The sequence below is a fragment of the Lacinutrix sp. genome (assembly GCF_037625555.1).
In the GTDB taxonomy this organism is placed as follows: domain Bacteria; phylum Bacteroidota; class Bacteroidia; order Flavobacteriales; family Flavobacteriaceae; genus Lacinutrix.
Genome location: NZ_JASJHV010000100.1, coordinates 1 through 24,830, shown reverse-complemented (window position 1 = coordinate 24,830; position 24,830 = coordinate 1). Strand labels below are relative to the sequence as shown.

The 24,830-nt window shown below is 30.6% G+C and carries 27 protein-coding genes and 1 tRNA gene; 7 read left to right on the top strand and 21 right to left on the bottom strand.

The genetic code is table 11. The features are described from left to right. Positions 1-4 precede the first annotated feature (4 nt). From mutL to QNK89_RS08360, 4 genes are read left to right on the top strand one after another with little or no spacing between them, the layout of a single operon-like run. Complete coding sequence (mutL, locus tag QNK89_RS08375; protein WP_340170556.1) at positions 5-1,849, top strand: DNA mismatch repair endonuclease MutL; 1,845 nt, start codon at positions 5-7, stop codon at positions 1,847-1,849. After that, positions 1,849-2,586, top strand: coding sequence for a rhomboid family intramembrane serine protease (locus QNK89_RS08370; RefSeq protein ID WP_340170555.1), 738 nt, complete (start codon positions 1,849-1,851; stop codon positions 2,584-2,586). The genes mutL and QNK89_RS08370 overlap by 1 nt, the downstream gene beginning before the upstream one ends. Before the next feature lie 17 nt (positions 2,587-2,603). Beyond that, positions 2,604-3,476: a rhomboid family intramembrane serine protease gene (locus QNK89_RS08365; protein ID WP_340170553.1), complete on the top strand. Its 873-nt coding sequence runs from the start codon at positions 2,604-2,606 to the stop codon at positions 3,474-3,476. A 2-nt stretch (positions 3,477-3,478) separates the two neighbouring features. Beyond that, positions 3,479-4,498, top strand: coding sequence for an endonuclease/exonuclease/phosphatase family protein (locus QNK89_RS08360; RefSeq protein ID WP_340170552.1), 1,020 nt, complete (start codon positions 3,479-3,481; stop codon positions 4,496-4,498). Positions 4,499-4,540: 42 nt separating this feature from the next. On the opposite strand, the gene QNK89_RS08355 is transcribed toward QNK89_RS08360, so the two are convergent. From QNK89_RS08355 to QNK89_RS08255, 21 genes are all read right to left on the bottom strand, one after another. Further along, on the bottom strand, positions 4,541-4,855 hold the full coding sequence (locus QNK89_RS08355) for a DUF6122 family protein (protein WP_340170551.1): 315 nt from the start codon (positions 4,853-4,855) through the stop codon (positions 4,541-4,543). Beyond that, positions 4,855-5,472 (bottom strand): WbqC family protein, encoded by a 618-nt coding sequence (locus tag QNK89_RS08350; RefSeq protein WP_340170550.1) that lies wholly within the window; start codon positions 5,470-5,472, stop codon positions 4,855-4,857. The genes QNK89_RS08355 and QNK89_RS08350 overlap by 1 nt, the downstream gene beginning before the upstream one ends. A gap of 19 nt (positions 5,473-5,491) precedes the next feature. After that, the gene (locus QNK89_RS08345) at positions 5,492-6,700 is read right to left on the bottom strand and encodes a tetratricopeptide repeat protein (protein WP_340170549.1); all 1,209 of its coding nucleotides are present in this window, start codon (positions 6,698-6,700) and stop codon (positions 5,492-5,494) included. Continuing rightward, a complete protein-coding gene (locus QNK89_RS08340; protein WP_340170548.1) occupies positions 6,700-8,004 on the bottom strand; it encodes an AAA family ATPase in 1,305 nt (434 codons plus the stop codon). Before QNK89_RS08340 ends, QNK89_RS08345 begins: the two co-directional genes overlap by 1 nt. 3 nt (positions 8,005-8,007) lie before the next feature. Next, positions 8,008-9,729, bottom strand: a complete 1,722-nt coding sequence (gene lepB / locus QNK89_RS08335) for a signal peptidase I (protein ID WP_340170547.1) — start codon at positions 9,727-9,729, stop codon at positions 8,008-8,010. 67 nt (positions 9,730-9,796) lie between these two features. Beyond that, positions 9,797-10,498: a 4-hydroxy-tetrahydrodipicolinate reductase gene (dapB, locus tag QNK89_RS08330; RefSeq protein ID WP_340170546.1), complete on the bottom strand. Its 702-nt coding sequence runs from the start codon at positions 10,496-10,498 to the stop codon at positions 9,797-9,799. Between the two features lie 61 nt (positions 10,499-10,559). Continuing rightward, positions 10,560-11,180 (bottom strand): DUF5683 domain-containing protein, encoded by a 621-nt coding sequence (locus QNK89_RS08325; protein WP_340170545.1) that lies wholly within the window; start codon positions 11,178-11,180, stop codon positions 10,560-10,562. Further along, complete coding sequence (locus tag QNK89_RS08320) at positions 11,170-12,078, bottom strand: ParB/RepB/Spo0J family partition protein (RefSeq protein ID WP_340170544.1); 909 nt, start codon at positions 12,076-12,078, stop codon at positions 11,170-11,172. Before QNK89_RS08320 ends, QNK89_RS08325 begins: the two co-directional genes overlap by 11 nt. A gap of 2 nt (positions 12,079-12,080) precedes the next feature. After that, positions 12,081-12,845, bottom strand: coding sequence for an AAA family ATPase (locus QNK89_RS08315; RefSeq protein ID WP_340170543.1), 765 nt, complete (start codon positions 12,843-12,845; stop codon positions 12,081-12,083). A 150-nt stretch (positions 12,846-12,995) separates the two neighbouring features. Then, the gene (locus tag QNK89_RS08310) at positions 12,996-13,583 is read right to left on the bottom strand and encodes a hypothetical protein (RefSeq protein ID WP_340170542.1); all 588 of its coding nucleotides are present in this window, start codon (positions 13,581-13,583) and stop codon (positions 12,996-12,998) included. 29 nt (positions 13,584-13,612) lie between these two features. Then, a complete protein-coding gene (locus QNK89_RS08305) occupies positions 13,613-14,686 on the bottom strand; it encodes a hypothetical protein (protein WP_340170541.1) in 1,074 nt (357 codons plus the stop codon). Positions 14,687-14,735: 49 nt separating this feature from the next. After that, a complete protein-coding gene (locus QNK89_RS08300) occupies positions 14,736-15,110 on the bottom strand; it encodes a hypothetical protein (protein ID WP_340170540.1) in 375 nt (124 codons plus the stop codon). 99 nt (positions 15,111-15,209) lie between these two features. Further along, positions 15,210-15,656 carry an RDD family protein gene (locus tag QNK89_RS08295; RefSeq protein ID WP_340170568.1) on the bottom strand — a complete coding sequence of 149 codons (447 nt, stop codon included), beginning with the start codon at positions 15,654-15,656 and terminating at the stop codon, positions 15,210-15,212. A gap of 252 nt (positions 15,657-15,908) precedes the next feature. Beyond that, positions 15,909-18,062 (bottom strand): methylmalonyl-CoA mutase, encoded by a 2,154-nt coding sequence (gene scpA, locus QNK89_RS08290; protein WP_340170539.1) that lies wholly within the window; start codon positions 18,060-18,062, stop codon positions 15,909-15,911. 28 nt (positions 18,063-18,090) lie between these two features. Continuing rightward, positions 18,091-18,402, bottom strand: coding sequence for a hypothetical protein (locus QNK89_RS08285; RefSeq protein ID WP_340170538.1), 312 nt, complete (start codon positions 18,400-18,402; stop codon positions 18,091-18,093). Positions 18,403-18,423: 21 nt separating this feature from the next. Beyond that, positions 18,424-19,098 carry a hypothetical protein gene (locus QNK89_RS08280; protein ID WP_340170537.1) on the bottom strand — a complete coding sequence of 225 codons (675 nt, stop codon included), beginning with the start codon at positions 19,096-19,098 and terminating at the stop codon, positions 18,424-18,426. Between the two features lie 58 nt (positions 19,099-19,156). After that, on the bottom strand, positions 19,157-20,491 hold the full coding sequence (locus tag QNK89_RS08275; RefSeq protein ID WP_340170536.1) for a methylmalonyl-CoA mutase subunit beta: 1,335 nt from the start codon (positions 20,489-20,491) through the stop codon (positions 19,157-19,159). Next, complete coding sequence (locus tag QNK89_RS08270; RefSeq protein ID WP_340170535.1) at positions 20,484-20,786, bottom strand: septum formation initiator family protein; 303 nt, start codon at positions 20,784-20,786, stop codon at positions 20,484-20,486. Before QNK89_RS08270 ends, QNK89_RS08275 begins: the two co-directional genes overlap by 8 nt. Further along, on the bottom strand, positions 20,786-21,394 hold the full coding sequence (udk, locus tag QNK89_RS08265; protein WP_340170534.1) for a uridine kinase: 609 nt from the start codon (positions 21,392-21,394) through the stop codon (positions 20,786-20,788). Before udk ends, QNK89_RS08270 begins: the two co-directional genes overlap by 1 nt. Before the next feature lie 50 nt (positions 21,395-21,444). Continuing rightward, positions 21,445-21,864, bottom strand: coding sequence for a cytochrome c (locus tag QNK89_RS08260; protein ID WP_340170533.1), 420 nt, complete (start codon positions 21,862-21,864; stop codon positions 21,445-21,447). Beyond that, positions 21,864-22,970, bottom strand: coding sequence for a PQQ-dependent sugar dehydrogenase (locus QNK89_RS08255; protein WP_340170532.1), 1,107 nt, complete (start codon positions 22,968-22,970; stop codon positions 21,864-21,866). The genes QNK89_RS08260 and QNK89_RS08255 overlap by 1 nt, the downstream gene beginning before the upstream one ends. Positions 22,971-23,083: 113 nt before the next feature. On the opposite strand from QNK89_RS08255, the gene QNK89_RS08250 reads away from it, so the two are divergent. The 3 genes from QNK89_RS08250 (at position 23,084) to trxB (ending at position 24,774) form a co-directional block, all read left to right on the top strand. Beyond that, positions 23,084-23,158 (top strand) — tRNA-Pro (locus QNK89_RS08250). A gap of 148 nt (positions 23,159-23,306) precedes the next feature. Further along, positions 23,307-23,639 carry a YtxH domain-containing protein gene (locus QNK89_RS08245; RefSeq protein ID WP_340170531.1) on the top strand — a complete coding sequence of 111 codons (333 nt, stop codon included), beginning with the start codon at positions 23,307-23,309 and terminating at the stop codon, positions 23,637-23,639. Positions 23,640-23,790: 151 nt separating this feature from the next. Beyond that, positions 23,791-24,774 (top strand): thioredoxin-disulfide reductase, encoded by a 984-nt coding sequence (trxB, locus tag QNK89_RS08240; RefSeq protein ID WP_340170530.1) that lies wholly within the window; start codon positions 23,791-23,793, stop codon positions 24,772-24,774. Positions 24,775-24,830: the final 56 nt, after the last annotated feature.

Below are 24,830 nucleotides of genomic sequence, written 5' to 3'. Positions count from 1 at the left end.
GTAAATGGCAGATATTATCCAACTATTACCAGATCACGTTGCAAACCAAATTGCTGCAGGCGAAGTTGTGCAGCGTCCAGCTTCTGTAGTTAAAGAGTTGTTAGAAAATGCAATAGATGCTGAAGCAACAGCAATAAAACTTATAATTAAAGATGCTGGAAAAACACTTGTTCAAGTTATTGATAACGGAAAAGGAATGAGTGTAACAGATGCACGATTAAGTTTTGAGCGTCATGCGACTTCAAAAATTAAATCTGCAGACGACCTTTTTCAATTAAACACAAAAGGTTTTAGAGGAGAAGCACTGGCAAGTATAGCTGCAATTGCACATGTAGAATTAAAAACAAAGCAAGAGAATGAAGATGTTGGAACTAGCATTTTAATAGAAGGTAGTACTGTAAACTGTCAAGAAGTTGTAGTAACACCAAAAGGGACTTCAATTGCAGTGAAGAATCTGTTTTTTAATATTCCTGCAAGGCGAAATTTTTTAAAGTCTAATGCAGTAGAGACTAGACATATTATAGACGAATTTCATCGTGTAGCATTAGCGCATCCTAATATTAGTTTTGTTATGTTTCATAATGGAAGCGAAACGTTTAATCTTCCAGAAAGTAATTATAGACAACGCATAGTTAATATTTTTGGAACAAAAACAATCGAAAAATTAGTTCCAGTTGATGAAGATACGGAGGTTTTAAAAATTTCTGGTTTTGTTGGTAAGCCAGAATTTGCTAAAAAAACAAGAGGGGAGCAATTTTTCTTTGTAAACAATAGATTTATTAAAAGTGCTTATTTAAACCATGCTATAGGTTCTGCTTTTGAAGGACTTTTAAAAGATGGTGCACATGCTAGTTACTTTTTAAACCTAACGGTTAATCCACAAACCATAGATATAAATATACATCCAACTAAAACAGAAATCAAGTTTGATGATGAGCATACCTTGTATGCCATTTTGCGCTCTTCTGTAAAACACAGTTTAGGGCAATTTAATATTGCTCCAGTTTTAGATTTTGAGCGTGATGCTAATTTAGACACTCCATACAGTTACCAACAAAAAGGCACACCTTCTGTAGAGGTAGACCGAAATTTTAATCCGTTTCAAGATAAGCAGATTCCAGGAAAACAAACCACAGCCTTTAAAAACCAAACCACTGCAAATTGGGACAGTTTATACGTTGGTTTAGAGTCTAAAGGCACAAAAACACAACAAGACTTTAGTGAAGTTCATTTTGAAAGTGATAATAAAAACGAATCTATTTTTGATAAAGATAATCAAGTAGAGCAGAAGCAGAGTACTTATCAGTTCCATAATAAATACATAATAAGTACTATAAAATCTGGCTTATTGTTAATTGATCAACATAGAGCACACCAACGTGTTTTATATGAAGATTTTTTAAAGAATATGACTATTAAAGAAGCAATGAGTCAACAGTTACTGTTTCCTTTACAGCTTCATTTTTCGCCACAGGAAATAGAAATTATAAATCAACTTAAAACAGATTTAGAACATACAGGCTTTATTTTTCAAACTATAAAAGGAGAATTAGTTGAAATTTCTGGCGTTCCAGTAAGCGTTCCAGAAAGTGAAGTATCTATAATCTTAGAGCAATTAATTAGCGATGTAGAAAACGAAGTTCCAAACAGTAATTTTAGTGCAACCGATTTGTTAGCAAAATCTCTAGCAAAATCTTTGGCAATAAAAACAGGACAAAGTTTAACAATTATAGAACAAGAACATTTAGTGAATTCACTTTTTGCCTGTAAAGAACCAAATGTTTCGCCAACTAATAGAGCAACATTTATTACCATGAGTGTAGATGAATTAGACAGAAAATTTGTATAATGATTAAGTTAACAGAAACCGTAAAACACATTGTTCTTATAAATGTTATATTTTTTATAGCATCTATAACTCTAGCAGATACTACTTTGTTTAATAAGTGGATGGTTATGTACTATCCTTTAAATACAGATTTTCATTTGTGGCAAGTAGTAACGCATCTTTTTATGCATCTTGATTTTATGCATTTGCTTTCTAATATGTTATTACTTGTTTTTATTGGTACCTTATTAGAAAAAGCGATAGGTAAAAATAAATTTTTAATTTTATATTTTTCTGCAGGATTAGGAGCTGTTATTTTGAGTGTCTTAGTCGATTACATTCAAATTGAATTAGCTTTAAATACGTTGTCAAATTCTGGTTTTAATAAGTTGGATGTCATGTCAACGTTAACTAATGGTAAATATTCACCAGCTTGGGAAAGTGTATTGACAGAGAGCTCTTTTAAAAATTTAGTTAGTAATTTTAATAAAATTAGTCTTGGTGCTTCTGGCGCTGTAATGGGTGTTATTGTAGCAACAGCTGTTTTATTTCCTAATGTAGAGTTTGTTTTAATGTTTCCGCCAATTCCAGTAAAATTAAAATATTTAGTAATGTTTTATGTAGGAGGAGATGTAATGTCTGTAATATTAACAGGAACACCGTTATTAGCATCAACAAATATTGGGCATATGGCACATATAGGAGGTGCTATTACAGGTTTTATAATCATGTGGTATTGGAAGAAAAGACTAATTTAAAAAAATAGAGTTAATTAATGAGTTTATTAACAGATCTTAAAGTAAAGTATAAAATAGCACCAATTCACGAGAAATTTATTTTTGTGAATATTGGAATATTTGCGATTATAGCTGTTTTTAATGCTATATTTTTTTTAGGAACTAAGAGTCATTTAACGCTTTTTTCAGAATATTTAGCACTACCGGAAAATTTAAGCAAAATACTCTTTAGATTTTGGACTATTATTACTTATAATTTTCTCCATTTTGGGTTTTGGCATTTATTAGGCAATATGATTGCTTTGTATTATTTTGGAAGGATATTTTTAACTTTTTTCTCAGTAAAGCAATTTATTAACTATTACTTTCTAGGTGGTATTTTTGCCGGTATTATATTTATAATTTCTTATAATGTATTTCCTGCTTTAATTAATGAAAACGCAATTTTATTTGGTGCATCTGCTTCAGTATTTTCTATATTGTTAGGTGCAACTACACGTTCGCCTAATTACGAATTAAATCTCTTTGGTGTTTTTAAGCTTAAGCTTTGGGTTTTTGCAACACTCTATGTTATTTCTTTTATAGCGCTTATTCCTTTAGCAAATACAGGAGGACAACTAGCACACTTAGGTGGTGTACTTTTAGGATATATTTATACCAAACAATTAGATAAAGGTAATGATATAGGAAAGGGTTTTGAGCGTTTAACACGTTTGTTTAATGGTACCAAATCTAATAACCTTAAAACAGTTTATAAAGACAAATCTAAAGTTGGAGGTTATACTAAAGGTGAATTTAGTGAGTTTAATAACCAAAAGAAAATAGATGTTATCTTAGATAAAATAAGCAAAAGCGGTTACGAGAGCTTATCTACCAAAGAGAAAGAGTTTCTATTTAAAGCGGGAAAATAGTTATGCGAAAATTAAAGTTTTTCGAGAAAGTCATGTTCTTCTTCAATTCTGTTGTGGTTTTTATACTCTTGTTATCTTATGTTTTACCATTACTACCACCAAAAACTTTTGCTGCATTTTCTGTACTAGGCTTAGGCGTTCCCGTTTTAATTATTATAAATGTCTTATTTTTTATTTACTGGTTAGTTAAAATTAAAAAACAGTTGCTACTATCGTTATTTATTTTAACCATAGGTTATTTTATTTTTGGTTCTTTATATAAGTTTTCTGAGTCTAAAACATTACCCAGTGAAAACAATATATCCATAATGAATTATAATGTAAGGTTATTTAATCTCTATAAATGGATTCTCAATGATGACACAGAAGAAAAATTAGTAAATTTTATAAAAACTGAAGCGCCAGATATATTAGCACTACAAGAATACCATCCACGCGAAAGTACAAAGCTGTCTTTTTATAAGTATAAATACGAAAAGCTTCTTGGTAAAAATAAAAAATATGGTCAAGCTATTTTTTCAAACTTTCCTATTATAAATTCTGGTTCTATAGCGTTTCCAAATACCTATAATAATGCTATTTATGTAGACGTTTTAAAAGGTAAGGATACTATTAGAGTCTATAATATTCATTTACAATCTTTACACATAGACCCAAAAGTTGAGAATCTAACTACAGAAGAATCTGAAAAACTATTTATTGGTGTTGGTAAAACATTTAAAATGCAACAAACTCAAGCAGAGTTGTTTTTAAAACATAAAGAGCAGTGTAGTTATAAAACTATAATTTGTGGAGACTTTAATAATACTGCCTTTTCTTATGTCTATAAGCAAATTAAAGGTGATTTTAAGGATGCCTTTAAAGTCGCTGGTAATGGATTTGGTAGAACACATAATTTAAAGTTCTTTCCAATGCGAATAGACTTTATTTTTGTAGATCCAGCATTTTCAATCAATAGTTTTAAAACTTACGATATGGAGTATTCAGACCATTATCCTATTATGACAAGAGTTAGTCTTTAAATTTTAGACTACGTTGGTAAAAGTATAGTTGAGATTTAAACTTCAATAGCTCATCATCCTGCAATCTAATGCATCAGCAATTAAATGTATACATAGACCAAGACCAATCCATCTTGTTTTCTTTGGGAATACTAAAAGTATGTACAGTGGTATTAAATAATAACTATGTAATGGGTGAAAGTTAATACTGCAGCGGTTGGCTTCAAAAATTGGGTCTGCCAGCAAATGATCTAGATCTATTATCATACCTAATACCATTATTATATATGCTTTTTTCCAAACTATTTTATAGAAATATAAAGCTATTGCTAAAGGCAATAAAAAATGAACACCATAATGTACAAAAGGCTCAATCATTATAATATACTTTGAGATTCTAGATAATTAATAGCATTTGTTCCTTCATTAAAAAGTAAATCTAAAATACTTAAGTTATTAATAAAACCATGTTTATCATCAAAAACCTGAGTGTAAGGTTCTAAAGGAATTAAAGTTTCTTTTTTTGCATGAACTAAAGTTCTATAGTCTTTTATATTCTTAGGTTCTTTTACAAAAACTTCAGTTTTAGAAACGTTTATCTCAAGTTGAAGGCATTCGCAAATGACTTGAAAACATTTCAAATTAAAATCTAAAATAGTCTCAAAAGTTTCTGTAAAAAGTGGTTGTAATTCGTCTTGATAAAATTCAAAAAAAGGAGAAGTTCTATAAGCAGATTCTAAAGATTTCCAGTGGTTATCTTGCCATTTGTAATTGTTAGCAATTTTGACTTCGCTATATTCTTGTCTGTTTTTTTGACTAAAAACAACAGGAATACTTAGTTGTAGTTTTCCATTTGCAGCATAAATATAGCAACGGTTTCTATAGGTTTGCTTCTGGTAATTATCTTTAATTTCCATGACCACATTCTGTGCTTTTAACAAAGCAACAAATGTTGCTATTGTTGGAAAATAGGTTGGATGGATAAGTATTGTCATTATTTTAGTAAAAAACTGCCTAACCAAGTATAGGCAATAAATAGTAACCAACAGCTGTTGCAACTGTATCGAAAGGAAAACCAAAAGAGGTGCCAAAAGCAGCAACTAATAATATTAGCGTTCCATAACTATAATTAATAATTTTAGATTTTTTGTCGTTTGAAAGCGCAGCTCGTGTTAATGGTAAAATTGCTGCCAAACATGCTACAATAATTAAAGCAAACAATACTTTGTTTAAAACAAAATAGATTGCAAAAAACAGGAGTGAACTTGCTAAAAGCCCAAACATAATCTGCCCACTTAATTTGTCTTCTTTATCTAAAAGGTACTTCCCAAATTTATCGAACATTAAAATCATGTTAGACAATGGATCCATAATCCAACTTCCTAAAGCAAATAGCAAATAGGCAACTATTAACGGAATAGCAATAACTGTTAAGCCACTTGATGACAGCATATTTAATGCAAAACGATAAGTAATATATAGCCCAATAATAAAAATATATTGATTTTTTTGAGATTTGTTGCTCATCCAATAGGCATATCTCAAGTAAAGATTATATACCTTGTTTTTAGATTTCATTGCAGTAACCATACCGCTTCTTGCATAATCTAAATTAGGATCTAGTACTAATGCTTCTTTAAAATGCTTTAAGGCTTCTTTGGGTTTATTACTTTCTAAATGAGACCAACCAACATTTGCATGTGAGTAAGCATTTTCTGGATTGTCGTTTAGTAGGTTTTCTATAGAAGAAGCAGCTTCTTCTTTTCTATTTAGTTTTGTAAGAGCTGTTGTTCTTACATTTAAACAGAATATGCTTTTTGAGTTAATTCTTAAGCCTTCATTTGAAAATTCTAAAGCGCTATTGAACTCTTTATTATTAATTAATATATATGCTTTTTGTCCAAAATAATTTTCATCATGAGGATTAATTTCTATTGCTTTTTCTATGTTTTCATTCGCTTCCTTCTTATTTCCTTTGTTAAGATATATTTGTGATAAAAGAAAGTAAACATCAGATAAATTCGGATATTCTTTTCTTAAATCCGTAGCTACCGTTAGTGATTTATCGATATCATCTAATTGAAAATAGCATTGTGCTAATAAGTATTTGGCTGTAAAGCTCTCAGAGTTTTCTGTAAGTGCATTTTGAAAGTATGGAATGGATTCTTTATATCTTCCTAATTCAAATAACTGAATACCTCTCTGTAAATTTGGGCTTTCCATTATTTTTTTATGTTCAAGTATGTAATAATATCATCATACAAACCAGAATCATTTGAATATAAAGCATAGTTTTTTACAGAACCAAACCATTCTTTTGTAGATGGTTTAATTTTACCAAATGCTTTAATAATATCTTTTGTTTTAAGCGGTTTTGGAATACCATCTTTAAAAGATTCTAGTAGTTTTTGTTCAATAGCTATATCTATGCTAAACTTAATATCTGCACTAGAATATTCTTTGCTTTTTTTAGCCAATTGCTTTAAGTCTATACCTTCTGTTGGTTTTTCTTCTAATTGAATTTTAAAAATAGATTCTCTTGCTTTTTCATCTGGTGGTGCCACAAAAATAATACGATCAAAACGTCCAGGTCTTCTAAAAGCAGGACCTATATACCATGGTGTATTTGTAGCACCTAGCACTAGAATACCATCGTTATTAGAATCTATTCCATCTAACTCTGATAAAAATTGGTTAATTACTGTTCTACCTGCTGTTTTATTAATATCGTTTCTGTTGGCTCCTAGTGCATCTATCTCATCAATAAAAATAACATATGTCTTATTTTCTCTTGCTGTTTCGAATATTTCGTGTAGATTTTTTTCAGAATTACCTAACCACATGTCTAAAATTTCATTTATGCCAACATTAATAAAGTTAGCATCAATTTCACCAGCAGTAGCTCTTGCAATATGAGTTTTACCGCAACCAGGTGGTCCATATAGTAAAATGCCGCCACCTATTTTTTTTCCGAAGGCTTTGTAAAGATCTTTATGAAGTAATGGTTTAATTATTTTTAAATCTATCTCTTCCTTTACATTATCCATACCACCAACATTACTAAAATTAACGTTGGGTTTTTTAAATAAAGCGATAGCGTCTTCATCTACAAAATTATCTTCTTCGCTAGTAACTGCTAATTTAAAAACAGATTCAAAATCTGGATTAAAATACCTATTATCTATTTGAAGAATTGATTGATAAACCGATAAAGCTTCAGAATGGTTTTCTAGTTTAAGTAACGCGTTGCAATACAACTCTAGGTATTCTATGTTATTGCTATTTTCTGTTAGCTCTTCTAGAATAACTTCGGTTAAATTATATTTTTCTTGATTGTAATAACATTTTGCTAAAAGATACTTGTATTCTTTATTATTGTTACTATCTAATAATATAATAAGATGCTCTTCTGCTCTAGTATATTTAAAACTGTTTAAATATATTTTAGCGATTTGAAATCTTAATTCACTATTAGTTGGTGAAAATTCAAGTGCTTTCAATAAGCTTTCTAATAACTCATTATCCATAATTTATTTCTTCTTACGCTTTCTAAAACGGTTAAAAGCTATTAGTCCACCAATTAATAATATTACAGGAATTAAGTAAGAGGTTGTTTTGCCAGTACCATGTACAGTTGTAAACAATCTATCCCAGCGTATTTTCTTTTTAACGGTATCGAAACTCATCCAAACTAACACAGGTTTTCCAACAACATGATCGAAAGGTACAAATCCCCAATATCTTGAGTCTATAGAATTTTGCCTATTGTCACCCATCATCCAATAATAGTCTTGTTTAAAGGTGTAACTAGTTGCAACTTCGCCATTAATTAAAATTTGGTTTCCACGAGAAATAATTATGTTTCTTTCATACTCTCCAATAACTCGCTTATATAATGGGTAGTTTTCAATTGTAAGTTCTAAAGATTCTCCTTTTTTGGGAATATAAATAGGCCCAAAATTATCTGCTGTGAAAGCGTATTCAGAATCTTGTGGGAATAAGCGACTGTCTGTTGTTTCAGAATTTACTTTTTCTAAAGAAATTACACTTGGATCTTTAGCTACTTTAGCGGCTAATTCTTCTGTCATGTTACCTATATAGTTAGTATTTGCAACAGACATGTTTAAACGATTGAAAAAACGTTGTGTTACATTTCCAGAAACTTCAGTTTTAATAGAGTCTTTGCCTATAACTTTAAGTTCTATATCTGCACTTGAGTTAATAAAATCTCTAAGTTTTGGGTCTTCTAAATACTTGTTTTCTATATAATAGGTCACGTAACCACTGCTTTCGGTTATTTCGTATTTGTTAAACAGTTGTCTAATGTCTCCTTTTGTTTTTACATTATAAAAGAATTGTAAATGTGCTCTTTTTGATAATACATTTTTCTCACCATTTATATAAACATCTCCAGCTTTTATTTCTAAGTTGTCTCCAGGTATTCCAACACAGCGCTTAACTAAATTGGTTTTTTTATCGATTGGTTTGTAGTAGTTCCTGTCTGGTGTAAAATCGTTCATGTTCAGCAACGTATCTGCTGGCTGGTTGAATACTACAATTTCGTTTCTCTCGATATTTTCGAAACCTGGCAAACGCATATATGGCAACTGTAATTTGTTTATCCAAGAGGTGTTTCGTTCTTCGTATTTATCGTTAAATAAGTAAGATTTAGTTTTAGTTTTTGGAATAGAATCGTGTACCATTGGTAAACCTACAGTAGTCATTGGTACTCTTGCTCCATAATGAAACTTGCTTACAAATAGAAAATCTCCAACTAATAATGTTTTTTCTAAAGAAGAAGAAGGTATAACAAATGGTTGCATGACGTAAGTATGAACTATAGTCGCTGCTACAATAGCGAATAATATAGAGCTAATCCAATCTCCAGCAATGCTTCCTGCAATTAGACCTCTGTTTTCAACATACTTTACATCTTCAACGTAGTTTAAATAAAAATTATAAAAGCCTAAAGTAATAATCGCTAAAAAAGTATCTAATGTTGATTTTTTACCAAAACTTCTTGCAGTTTCTACCCAAACAACTGGGAACATAATTAGGTTTGCAATTGGTAAGAAGAGTAGTATAGTCCACCACCAAGGTCTGTTAATAATCTTCATTAATATAACAGAGTTGTAAACAGGAATAAAAGCTTCCCAGGCTTTACGACCTGCTTTTATGTGTAATTTCCAAGTTGCTAAGCCATGAATGACTTGAATAATAAAGAAGAATATAATCCATTGTGTACCGTTCATAATCGAAATTTTATAATAAACACTGTTAGTGTATCTGCTTTCGCAAATGTTACATTTTTATTTTTAGTTAACCAATATTTAACACATCTTTCATGGTGTAAACACCTGTTTTGCCTAACAACCATTCTGCAGCAACTATTGCTCCTAATGCAAAGCCTTCACGATTATGTGCAATATGTTCAAGCTTTATAGTGTCTACATTACTCTTATATGTAATATTGTGTGTTCCAGGAACATTTTCTACACGTTTTGCTGTAATTGGCAATACTTTTTTTGCGTTACCATCTAATTGCCATGAGCTATAATTAGCATTATTTGTGATAATGTCTTTTGCTAATGAAATAGTAGTGCCACTAGGCGCATCAAGCTTTTGTGTGTGGTGGATTTCTTCAATATCTACTTTGTAATTTTCTAATGTAGACATCATTTTTGCTAAGGTTTTATTAAGCTCAAAAAAGATGTTGACGCCTAAGCTAAAATTAGAAGCATAGATAAATGCTCCTTTTTTCTCTTCACATAAAGAAGTGATTTTGTTGTAATCTTCAAGCCAACCTGTAGTTCCTGAAATTACTGTAACATTATTATTTATACAGTTTGAAATATTATTAAATGCCGCATTAGGTATGCTAAAGTCTATAGCAATATCTGCAATTGTAATTTTAGAAGTAACTGCTTGAGATGTTTTTAATACAATTTCATGACCTCTATTTAAGGCAATAGCCTCGATAGCTTTTCCCATTTTACCATAACCTAGTAAAGCGATTTTCATAAATTATATTTTATTATTCGGCTGTTTAACTTGAATCTATTTTTCTGAAAAACGAGTGTTATTAGTCTAATTTAAAGCTCATTGTTAAACCTACACGTCCTTTATTATCGAATTCGTCTATTTTATAATGCGGTTTAAAACTTAAGTTGTCGTCGACATTAAATTGCAGTAAATGTGCATCTACGTTAGCATCTACAATATTTAAAGCATATAAACCAAAGGTTATTAAAAGTGATAGTTCTTTGTTTCTTCTAAAAGATTTTTGTGCTTCTCTTAAACCATCATCTGTTAGTCTACCTTGAAATTCGTCGTCTTCAAAACCACCTAAACGGCGTTTGTATGCTTCTCTTACTCTTTTGTACTGTTTGTTGTTGTCTATATAAAAATAAACACCAGTTCCTATTGCTGCGTAAACAATTGGGATTTTCCAGTACTTTTTATTGTATGCTTGTCCTAATCCTGGTAAAACAGCAGAGTAGAAGGCAGCTTTAGAAGGACGTAATGGGTCTATTTCTTTTCTCACTAGTGCGCTATCTGCAGGTATAACCACCAATTCGTTAGCTTTTTTATTAGGCTGCAACTTTGTTTCTTTTGTTGTCTTTCTCTCTTCTTTTTTTTCTTGCGCTAAAGCAGAAAAACAAAGGAGTAAACTAAAAACTGTTATTAGTAATTTATTTGTCACCTTGGACTAGCTTTTTAATGCGATTAAAATCTTCTTCAGAATGAAAAGGAATTGTTATTTTTCCTTTACCATTACTAGATACTTTAACGTCTATTTTATGACCAAAGTATTCTGAAAATGCAGCTATTCCTTTTTTAACAAATTTTGGTAGTTCGTTTTGCGATGCTTTTTTAGGAACCACAATTTCGTTAGTATTATTAAAGTTTTTTACTAGAGATTCTGTTTCACGAACAGATAGTTTATTGGCTAATATTTTCTCGTAAATATCTAATTGTATGGTTTGGTCCTCAATATTAATAATTGCACGACCATGTCCCATAGACAGAAAACCATCTCGCATTCCAGTTTGGATAATTGGATCTAGTTTTAGCAAACGTAAATAGTTAGCAATTGTAGAACGTTTTTTTCCAACACGCTCACTCATTTGCTCTTGTGTTAATTGAATTTCATCAATTAAGCGTTGGTATGATAATGCAATTTCTATTGTGTCTAAGTCTTGACGTTGGATGTTTTCTACCAATGCCATTTCTAGACTTTCTTGATCGTTTGCTATACGAATATAAGCAGGAATAGTCTCTAAGCCTATAGATTTACTAGCTCGAAATCTTCGTTCTCCAGATACTAATTGGTATTTTTCGAAACCTAGTTTTCTAACTGTAATAGGTTGTATAACACCTAATTCTTTGATTGACGAAGCTAGTTCTCTTAGTGCTTCTTCATTAAAACTAGTTCTTGGTTGAAAAGGATTCATTTCAATGCTATCCAATTCTAGTTCAACAATATTACCAATAACTTTATCTGCATTTTTATCTTGTACAGATTTTATATCATTACTTGGGTCTTTTAATAAAGCCGAAAGTCCTCTGCCTAAAACATGTTTCTTTGTTGCCTTCGCCATTTTTAGGAGTTTTTATTTATTACTTCTTTTGCTAAACTTAAATAATTTACAGCTCCTTTACTTGAAGCATCGTAATTAATTATGTTTTCACCAAAACTTGGTGCTTCGCTAAGTTTCACATTACGTTGTATTATGGTTTTAAAAACCATATCATTAAAATGCTTTTGTACTTCTTCTACTACTTGATTAGATAGGCGCAAACGCGAATCGTACATTGTTAATAGTAAGCCTTCTATATCAAGTTCTACATTATGTATTTTTTGAACACTTTTTATTGTGTTTAATAATTTACCTAAACCTTCTAATGCAAAATATTCGCATTGTATTGGTATAATTACGGCATCAGCAGCAGTTAATGCGTTTAGTGTTAATAGGCCAAGAGAAGGAGCACAGTCGATTATAATAAAGTCGTAATCGTTTTTCACTTCTTCTAACGCTTTTTTAAGCATATACTCTCTTGATTCTTTATCAACAAGTTCTATTTCTATAGCAACTAAATCTATGTGCGAAGGAATAATATCTAAGTTTGGAGTATTTGTTTTTATTATTGCTTCTTTAGCAGTATTAGTGTGCTCTAAAAGCTGGTATGTTCCAATCTCTACAGCCTCTACATCTATTCCTAGTCCAGAGGTAGAATTTGCTTGTGGATCTGCATCTATAAGCAATACTTTTTTTTCTAGAACACCTAAAGATGCTGCGAGGTTAACAGAAGTTGTGGTTTTACCTACACCTCCTTTTTGATTGGCAATGGCAATTATTTTACCCATTAATTGATTTGGTTTTATTACGGAACTTTGTTTTATAAGTTCAGACGTAAAAATACAATTATTTATGGGTTTAGAAAACGGAAGTTGTTAACAGTTGGTTAAAGTCTTAGTGCTTATATTATACAGTGTTGTGTTTAGATAAAATAAAGCTTAATTGTCTTTTTTGGGAAGTAATTCTGCAGAAACACATGATATTAATTTTCCATCAACACTGGCACCAACATAACCAAATCCTTTTAGGTAATAAAACTCAAAAAAAGCATCTTTAGAATTGTACTTTATTTTTATTAAGTTTTTATAGTTGCATACAGGAGTTTTTAATGCAACATTTGTTTCTAAAACTTGATATTCAACTAGTTTATCTGCAGTCTTCCACTTATCATTTATTGTAAAATTATCATCGAATCTAAGAGTGTCTTCAGTGCAACATTCTTCATATTGATAGGTTCTACCTTGTTCTTGTCTTAAAAATAATTTAGCAACATATCCTTCTTCCCAGGTTTGCGAATATTCTATATACTCTTTGTTATTTATAGTTTTTGTTCCTACTTTTTTTTCAATGTAATAAGTGTCGTACCAGTAGACTATTTTGTTTGCAGATAATAAACTAAAATAACTTTCTGTTTCATCTCCTTCGCAAAAGACTTGCCCTTCTTTTTGAGCAAAACAATTTAAATTAAAACTTAAAACTAGAATTAGTAAAAACACTTTTCTCTTCACTTCTTTTTTGTAAACCATTTTAATTTTTGATGTATTATTTTAAACCTCTAATTTAAAAGAATAAAATTTCCTCCCATTATTTTATAATCTTTAGAGCTAATTTGTGTTTTATCGCCTTCAACCATATTTGCAATTTTTGTAATATCATCTAGTATGTTATGTATGCTGCCTTTAGATTTCCAAGCCATTGTTAAGTAGTCTTCTAAAATAATGTCGTCAAAACCACATAAAATAATATGTATTGGATGTTTAAAATCTTTTAAAAGTTCTATGTCTCTTACTGGAGAATCGGCATCTGCAATTAATATTAATTGCTTAAAAGGGTTAGCCATTTTTGTTGCATTAATTAGTGCTTCCATATCGTTTTCTTCGCAGTCGCCTCCACTTCCTGCAGAAGAAACTTTTGCTATTAATGCGTTTAAATCATTTGTGTTTGACGTGTTTGTGTAATAAACACCACTAGTTAATCCAATTTTTTTATCATCATCATTTATACCGTCTCCATCATTAAAAAATGCAAATTGCAAGTTTTTTTCTATTACTAAATTAAGAGCATACCATATAGATAATTCTGCTGTGTAAGGACTCATGCTTCCAGTGAGATCCCAAACAATAAGTTTATTTGTCCAGTTATTTCTTTCTAAAATTTTTGAAATAATATTGTCTTGATTATCTATTTCTAAAGCCTCTATGTATTCTTTTAATTCTCTTGCTTTGCACTCTTCTAATGTTAATTTTAGAAGTTCGCATTTGGTTTTAAAGCGCTCTTCTTCTGCTTTTAATCTTTTTTCTTCTTCTGCTATTCGCAGCGCTTCTATTTTATTTCTTCTTTCAATTTCTTTGGTCCCTAAATAGCTATATTTTAATATTATTTCAGACATGCCTTTACTGTATTCTGAATTAAACTTTGCGTAATTTTTATTGTAGATAAAATTTATAGTGTAGGTGTCTCCTTTAGGCAAGTATATATAAACTTTACCTTCTCTATTAGTTTTTATAGATTTTTTATTTTTTAGGCCTGTTATAATAATACTTTCATTTGCCAGTGGTCCATTACTAATGTCTTTAAGTTGTATGCTTGTATATGCATAGAATGTTTTGTTTTTAGTTGGTTTCAGCATCTTTGAAGACTTTAAAAACAAAGTGTCTGGTAGAGCGGAAATAAATCTATCATTTTTTTTTTTCACTATTAGACATCTCAAACTTTTTATGGATTTCTACCATATTTGTCGAGTAAGTGAAAATATTAGTTATTTGGCCTCCTTTTATATCAGGAATTCTAATTTCTTTTTTTCTGGTATAATTCGCTATTTTTATTTCATATATATCATTAGTAGGAAGCGAAAACGTTGCTTTTCCATCACTATCACTTAATGATTTGAATATTTCACTGGTAGTTTTGGAAGTTAAATTGATAGCTTGATTTTCAAAAAAGCCAACATTTTTATTTTTAAGAGTTATTGTTAAATCTGTAAAGTTTGTTTGTGCAAAAGCGATTGAACTTAGTGAGATAAATAAGAATAAAAAGCAGAATGTTTTTTTCATTAGAAAATAATTTATGTAAAACAAACGCTTTTATAAATATAATATTGCTTTAAATAAAGAACCTTAAAATATTCTTTTCTAAACTGTTATCTTATAAAATTAATCATTAATGGACTCACTTTTTTTTACAACGTAGGTCTTTGCTATATAATCTTTTAAAGATCTTTGTTTTTTACTTAAATCAATTAAATATACTATTACGTCTGCAAGTGAAACATATGATAAAACACTTACAATTAACATAAACATTGGATAGGTTTCTGTCATTTTAGTAGAAAACTCTAAGAACCCATTTGAATCAAGAATATATGCATTATTAAAAGCAAAATAGTGTGCAGGAATATATATTATAGAAGGAATTATTATAATTAAACTTCTTAAAAAAGATTTTTTTAAACTAATATAATTATAGTCCCAATCTGTTACTTCTAGTTTTAGCAGCATTTTACCTATTGTTGTATTGTATTTACTTTCAAAATAGGGTTTGTAGGTAATTGACAGTAGTATAATTATCAAGTATACCCAAAAGCTTTTAAAATTTACAATGTTTAAGTAATTTACAGCGTAGGTAAGTAAGTCCGCCTATAATTAAAGAATCTATTGATGATGCGAAAAACCTATCTTGAAATTTTGCGTGTAGAGGCGTGTTATCCATTTTTTAAATTATTATTATTTAATTCTTTTTAATACACAATTCCATTTTTCTCCAACAGAGTTAGTAGCGACTCCTGTTATCTTATTAAAAGTGTCCCAATTTCCTTTGTATATTGAATAGTCATCATTAAAAATAAATATTATTTATTCCTCAATTAAAACTTCTAAAATTGTAATAGCTGCCTCACTAATTTTAGTTCCTGGCCCAAAGACAGCAACTGCTCCAGCATCGAACAAATATTTATAGTCTTGTTTTGGGATTACACCACCAACAATTACCATAATGTCTTCGCGACCATAGTTTTTAAGTGCTTCTATAACTTGTGGTACTAAAGTTTTGTGTCCTGCCGCTAGAGAGGATACACCTAGAATATGCACATCGTTTTCTACAGCTTGTTTAGCCGCTTCTTGTGGTGTTTGAAATAATGGACCAATGTCTACATCAAAACCAACATCTGCATAACCAGTAGCTACAACCTTTGCGCCACGATCATGACCATCCTGTCCCATTTTTGCAATCATTATTCTTGGACGTCTGCCATCTTGTTCTGCAAATTTATCTGCTAATTCTTGAGCTTTTTTAAAGTTTGAGTCGTCTTTTATTTCTTTACTATACACACCAGAAAATGATTTTATTTGCGCTTTATATCTTCCATAAACAACTTCTAAAGCGTCACTAATTTCTCCTAAAGTTGCACGTTCTCTTGCCGCTATTACTGCTAAATGTAGTAAATTATTCTCTTCACTAACTGATGAGTTCTTAGATTTATTAGATAATCTTGCTGCTTCTGTTAAATTGTTTAGTGCTTGTGTTACTTTGTCTATATTACGGTTGGTTTTAGTTTTTTCTAAGCCTTCAATTTGTTGTAATCGCACAGTTTGGTTATCTACTTCTAGAGTTGTTATAGCATCTTCCTCTTCTAATACATATTGATTAACACCAACAATTATGTCTTGTCCAGAGTCTATTCTTGCTTGTTTTCTAGCAGCAGCTTCTTCAATTCTTAATTTTGGAATTCCAGCCTCTATAGCCTTAGTCATGCCACCAAGTTCTTCTACTTCTTCTATTAATGACCATGCTTTTTTTGCGATACCGTCTGTTAGTTTTTCTACAAAATAACTTCCAGCCCAAGGATCTACAGTTTTAGTAATGTGTGTTTCTTCTTGTAGAAAAATTTGTGTGTTTCTTGCAATTCTTGCAGAGAAATCTGTAGGTAATGCAATGGCCTCATCTAAGGCATTTGTATGTAAGCTTTGTGTACCTCCAAAGGCAGCAGCTGAAGCTTGAATAGTTGTTCTTGCTACATTATTAAAAGGATCTTGTTCTGTTAAGCTCCATCCACTTGTTTGACAATGCGTACGTAAGGCAAGAGATTTTGAGTCTTTAGGATTAAACTCTTTTACCATTTTTGCCCATAGCATTCTCGCAGCTCTTAATTTAGCAATTTCCATAAAATGATTCATGCCAATGGCCCAAAAGAAAGATAAACGAGGAGCAAAAGTGTCAATATCCATACCAGCAGCAAGCCCTTTTCTTATGTATTCTAACCCATCTGCTAAAGTGTATGCAAGTTCAATATCGCATGTGGCTCCAGCTTCTTGCATATGGTATCCAGAAATACTAATGCTGTTAAATTTAGGCATGTTTTTACTTGTGTATTCAAAAATATCAGAGATAATTTGCATGGATGGTGTAGGAGGATAGATGTATGTATTACGTACCATAAACTCCTTTAAAATATCGTTTTGTATGGTTCCTGCTAATTGTTCTGGTTTAACTCCTTGTTCTTCTGCTGCAATAATGTAAAAAGCCAAAATTGGTAAAACTGCTCCATTCATTGTCATGGAAACACTCATTTTATCTAGTGGAATTTGGTCGAATAATACTTTCATATCTTCAACTGTATCTATCGCTACTCCAGCTTTTCCAACATCACCAACTACGCGCTCATGATCGCTATCGTAACCTCTATGTGTTGCTAAATCGAATGCTACAGATAATCCTTTTTGTCCTGCTGCTAAGTTTCTTCTGTAAAATGCATTGCTTTCTTCGGCTGTAGAAAAACCTGCATACTGTCTAATAGTCCATGGTCTACGAACATACATTGTCGAGTATGGACCACGTAAATTTGGAGCAATACCAGCTACAAAGTCTAAATGCTCTAAGTTTTTTAAATCGGATTTAGAGTACTTAGACTTAACATTAATGTCTTCTGCAGTTAGGAAGATGTCTGCTTCCATTGGAAGCGTTTTTTCTTCTGGTTTTATACTAATATGTTGGAGGTTTTTTCTAATCATTACATTATTAATTTATTCAAATAATCGTCTACACCATTCTCGAATGGAGACTGAAATTGCCTTCTAATTTTTTTAACTGTTCTAGTCTTTTATCTTCAATTTTAAAAGCTTTAGGTGTAATTATTGTTTTAATTATGCTTTTGTATTGTTCTGTAGTAAGCTTTTTAAAAGGGTTAGGTAAAAAAACTTTTATACCATCTTCTGCAAGTAAATGGTATTCTCCTTGTACTTGCTCTATACTAGTTGCATCAATCCAACTTTTCATTCCTTGTACACTTTCTGCACAAGACTGTATGCTAAATAAAATGATTGATAATATGGTGTGTTTAATGTAGTACATTAATTATAATCTTTAGTGATATTAACTTTTTGCAGGAACTGCAGGTTTAGGAGTTTTATTAGTATTAAAACCATTTACAGATGGTTTTGCTGGTTCTGGTTGAGGATTTGGGTTTTTTAAATCTTTTAATTCAACATCAAGTAATTGAGAATAAAACAACTCTAAAGCGACGTAAGACTTTAAACTACCATCTGCTTGAATATATCTAGAGCTATTGCTTAATAGTGGTAATATTAAGCTTGGTTTTAAACTATTTGTTGCTAATAGCGAATTAAATGTTGCTTTTATGTCTTTATCTTTTATGTTATTTGCAATACAATCAACTAGAGGATGAGATTTATTTATTACAGTTAACCCATTACTAGTTGTCCAAATACTATTGTCTTTTTTTAGTGCTTTAGCAATTTTTAAACTATGTTCGCTAGCAACATCTTTAACTTTCATGGTACCTCTTAACCTATAGTTAATGAAACTAGAATATGATTTTGCTGGATTTTTAAATTTTGGGTCGTAGGTGTTAATAATGTCATTTTCGAAAGAAAAAACGGCTTCTTTATATAAATCGCCACATTCATAATCACAAGCTAAAGGATTTGGGTTTTCTATGTATTTGTAATCTATTGTTTTAGAATTGTCACAATTTGAAAATATAACTAAAATTAATAAAGCTAAAAGTTTGAAAATTATTTTTTTCATGGTTTTTAATTTTTTATTATTCGTATTTACTATTCGGTTAAAGTTTTATTTTAAATAATTATTCAGCTTTTAATCTGTTTTGTTCTAAAGTTTCGGCTAATCGTCTTTCTAAAATGGGTTGTATTAAAGTTTTCCTGCTATTTATCTTTAAAAACGGATAAAGCTCAAGGTTATCTTTCATTCTGTCACTTGTATTTGGGTGTTTATTTGTTCCAAGTAAAGTAATATTGCTATTATTAAATTCGTCCTGTTCTTTAGTGGCACTTTCTTTTATTTTTTTCTGAATTAAACCTTTTTTTAACTGTGAAGTAAAACCTCCATTATTTTCTATATCTTTAAATAATATTAACGCTTTTTCTGAAAGTTGTTGTGTTAAACTCTCTATGTAATAAGCACCATCTGAAGCATTTTCTACAGCATTAAAAGAGCTTTCGTGTTTTAAAATTAAAAGTTGGTTTCTAGATATGCGCTCACCAAATTCGTTATCCTTGTGATATATAGCATCGTATGCAAGATTACAGATTGTATTTGCTCCACCAAGTATGGCACTCATGCATTCTGTTGTTGTACGTAGCATATTCGTGTTATAATCGTATAATGTTTTATTTCTTTTAGTTGGTGTTGCAATAATTTTACAACTTTTAGAAACGCCATATTCTGTAGCTAGTGTTTTCCATAACACTCTTAAGGAGCGTAGTTTTGCAATTTCAAAAAAATAATTTGTTCCAACTGAAACTTTAAATGTTATTTCTGTTTTTAAATCTTGATTTAAATATTCGTTTGCATGTGCTAATGTGTATGCTAGTTGCTGTACAATTGTTGCACCAGAATTTTGGTATAAACTTAAATCTACACTTAGTGTATTGTTACTACTTTTTACAATTTGTGTTAATTGCTCAAAATCATTTTCTAAATTATTAAACCAATTCCCTGTTCGCGCAAGATTACCAACTATATCTGTTAAAACAGTAATGCCTTGTGTGTTAGATAATTCATTTGCATATTCAATATCAATGAATTGTAATTCAAAATATAATGGAGTAGAAGTAGCGTCTATGTTTTTAAGCAGTGAAACTATTTTAACATCTTTAGTAGGTAAAATAAACGTAATACTTTCTGCACCTCTTTCTATTGCGTTTATTGCTTTTTTGTTAGATTTTTCAACATCAAAAACAAATATAGACTGGGAAATAGACCAAGTATTAGAAGAGACTTCTATAAAAGGTTTGCCTTCAAAATCGTCTTTATGATAAAAAGGTTTTACATTAATATCTTCTGGAGTGTTCCAAATTAAAGTGTCGTTATAATCTGCGCCTTTTAAATCTACTTGAATTTTTTGTCTCCATGCTTTCGCAGATACACTGTCAAAATCACTAAATAGCTTTTTACTCATCTTTATTAACTTTTAAACTGTCTTGGTATTCTATAATGTATATGTCTTCATTATCTCGTTTCATATAGTATTCTTCTCTTGCGAATTTCTCTAGACCTTCTTCTTTTTTTAATTCTTTAATTGCTTTATTGTCTTTAACAATTTCTTTTCTGTAGTATTCTTTTTCATTCTCAAGTTTTTCGATATCATTATTTAATTCGTTGTGAATTAATAATGAGTTGCCATCTATAAATACCATCCAAATGGTAAATGCAACAAAAATGATTAAGAATATATTTTTAAAATACTTCAGCATTAAGTTAGTTTTTCGTTAATTATTGTTCTTACAATATCAACAGCTACCGTATTGTATTTATTGTTGGGTATTATTAAATCTGCATACTCTTTCATTGGTTCAATAAATTGTTGATACATAGGTTTAAGTGTTGTTTGGTAACGCGTTAAAACCTCATTTATATCTCTACCACGTTCTGCAATATCACGCTTTACACGTCTAATTAAACGTTCATCGCTATCTGCGTGAACAAATATTTTTATATCGAACATGTCACGAATTTTTGGCTTACTTAAAATAAGAATGCCTTCTACAATCATTACTCGTTTTGGATGTATAGTTATGGTTTCCTTTTTTCTATTGTGGTCTACAAAAGAATATACAGGTTGTTCAATGCTTTTCCCAGCTTTTAAAGCTGTTAAATGTTGCCTTAATAATTTAAAATCTATAGATTTTGGGTGATCAAAATTGATTTTTACACGTTCATCGTAAGCCATGTCTGAAGTATCTTTGTAATAAGAATCTTGAGAAATCACTCCAACTTCACCTTCTGGTAATTCATTCATTATTTGTTCTACCACTGTAGTTTTACCACAACCAGTTCCACCAGCAATTCCTATTATAAGCATGTTTTTAATTTTAATTTAACCAAACAAATTTAGGAATTTGAAATAAATTATTAGCGTTCAATCTTTGAAACTTCTTCTTCAGTTATTAACGATGTGTTTTCGTTTCCCCAACTGTTTGTTATGTAGTTCATTACATCTGCAATCTCTTGGTCTGTTAGACCTTGAGAAGCCATTACTGTTTTATATATTTCACCATTAACGGTAATTTCTTCAGCTAAGCCATATTTAATTGCTTTAATACTTTTTATCCTATTGTTTTTAAGGTAGTCAGATTTTGCTAAAGGTGGAAATATTTTTGGAATACCTTCACCATTATCCATATGACATTGCATACAAAAATCAGTATAAATTTCTTTGCCTTTTAAAAAGTCTTGACTCTCAATATCAAAGTTTTGAGTTATTTTTTTATTTGAAGAATTACAGGCAAAAATTAATAGAAATAAAAACGAAAAGTAGTTAAGATTTTTCATTACTGTTTTCTTATTAATTTAACAATTCCTAAATTTTCTACACCAACATAAATAAAACCATCTGGAGCTTGTTCTATGGAGCGAACTCTGCCAATACCGTCAAGCAGTCTTTCTTCTTTAATAATTTTCCCATTTTTTATTTGACAACGATCTAAATAACTAAATTTTAATGAGCCAACAAGCAAGCTTCCTTTCCAGTCACCATAATTTGTTGAAGAAATAAAAGCCATACCACTAGGCGCAATAGATGGATCCCAGTAATGTAAAGGTTGTTCCATGCCTGCTTTTTTTGTTTGATCTGTAATAGTAGTGCCAGAGTAATTTTCACCGTAGGTAATAATTGGCCAACCGTAGTTTTTGCTTTTTTTAATAATATTAATTTCATCGCCTCCTTTTGGACCATGTTCGTGTGACCAGATTTCGTTTGTTTCAGGATTTAGTTTCATACCTTGTGGATTTCGATGTCCATAAGACCAAATTGCTTTTTTTGCATTTTTAAAACCAACAAAAGGATTATCATCAGGTATTGTTCCATCAGCATTTAATCTGTAAATTTTCCCGCAATCTCGTGTAAGATCTTGTGGGTTTATATCACGCTCACCACGCTCTCCAATACTAAAGTATAGGTAGCCATCTTTATCAAACACAATTCTAGATCCAAAATGTTGACCTTTAGTAGTATTTGGTTCTGCTTTATATAGCAATTCTTTTTCTACTAGAGTGTTTTTTTTGATTTTTGCTCTCATTATCGCTGTATTTCCACCTTCACCATCTCCTTTTGTTGAAGCATAAGAGAAATAAATCCATCGATTTTCATTGTATTTAGGATGTATGTTGATGTCTAATAATCCACCTTGTCCACGAACGTAAATCTCTGGTAACCCATCAATTTCTGTTTTAATATTGTCTTTGTAATGAATTATTTTTCCTTCTTTTTCTGTAATAAGCATAGCTCCATCTGGTAAAAAAACAAATCCCCAAGGATTATTTAAATCAGAGACCACTACTTCGTGGGAGTTCATTTTATTAATTGGATTCTTGTCTTGTGCACATGTTGTTAACGCTATTAATAAAAGTAAAAAGTAAGAGAATTTAATAGGCTTCATAATTGAATAATTATCTTTTGTACAATTTACAATAAAAATAGTTTGTTATTTAAATAAGTAAAGTATATTTGCACTTCTAAAATTTAATAGTTTTAGAACTTGATAACTATTTTCGGGGTGTAGCGTAGCCCGGTTATCGCGCCACGTTTGGGACGTGGAGGCCGCAGGTTCGAATCCTGCCACCCCGACTTTTAAAGCTCAGTTTTTTACTGAGCTTTTTTTATGCACTATTTTTAATTATTATTATCAAAGTGTAACTCCTTGGTACAGAATTTGTTTGTAACATATTAGAAACTTTATAGATTAATAGATAAAGTTTAATTAAAAAGAAAAATCATGATAAATAAAGGAACAGTAGTAGTAGGACTAATACTAGGATCTGCAGTAGGAGCTGCATTAGGTGTATTATTTGCACCAGATAAAGGCAGTAAAACTAGAGAATATATAAAAGACGAAAGTTTAACCGTTACAGATGTAATTAAAAAAGATGCTTCAGTTTTAAAGGAAGATCTTACAGAATCTGTTAAAGTTGGTAAAGCAAAATTAAACGAAGATTTAGGAATTGCAGCTAATAAAGCAAGCCATAAAGCAGACGATATTATAGATGCTCTTGAAAAAGGTTTAAAAATTTTAAAGAGAAAGAATAAGGAATTTCAAGAAACTGCTTAATTAAAAATCAATTCAATCTTTAAGAAGTTAAAAATCGGTTTTGTAGCCGATTTTTTTTTATTGTAAAAATTTATTAATTCATAATTTCTGTTGATAACTTAACTGTAAGGTTTCTATCAAAAAAACTACTTTTGTATTATAAATTTTCAATATGTCTGATACAATAGAAAAAGTAAAATGTCTTATTATAGGATCTGGACCAGCAGGATATACTGCTGCCATTTATGCAGCCAGAGCTAATATGAAACCTGTTTTGTACCAAGGTTCTCAACCAGGTGGACAGTTAACAACAACTAATGAGGTTGAAAACTTTCCTGGTTATCCTGAAGGAATTACTGGACCTGCAATGATGATGGAGCTTCAAGCGCAAGCTGAACGTTTTGAAACTGACGTTAGATTTGGTTGGATTACTAAAGTTGATTTTTCAGGAGATGTTCATAAAGTGTGGGTTAATGATGAAAAAGAGATACACTGCAATACTGTTATTATTTCTACAGGTGCTAGTGCTAAATATTTAGGTTTAGATTCTGAACAAAAATATTTAAAACTTGGAGGAGGAGTTTCTGCATGTGCAGTTTGTGATGGATTCTTTTATAAAAATCAAGAAGTAGTTATTGTTGGAGCAGGAGATAGTGCTTGCGAGGAAGCACATTACTTATCAAAGCTTTGTATAAAAGTGACTATGCTAGTTAGGCGTGATGAATTTAGAGCGTCTAAAATTATGGCTGCTAGAGTAGCAAATACCGAAAATATTGAGATACTATTTAATACAGAAACAGACGAGGTGCTAGGTGATGGACAAGTAGTTACAGGAGTTAGAGTAAAAAACAATCAAACTAACGAAACAAAAGAAATTACAGCAACAGGATTTTTTGTAGCAATAGGACATAAACCTAATACAGATATATTTAAAGACTATTTAAATTTAGACGAAACAGGTTATATTATTAATGCTAAACCAGGAACCTCTAAAACTAATATTGATGGTGTTTTTGTGAGTGGAGATGCAGCAGATCATGTTTATAGACAAGCTATTACGGCTGCTGGAACTGGTTGTATGGCTGCATTAGACGCAGAACGTTATTTAGCCGCCAAAGACTCTACATTTGAGGTGAGCACTTCTAATTATAATTAGAAACTACCAGTTTCAATTTTATAAAAAAAGCCAATGCAATTGCATTGGCTTTTTTT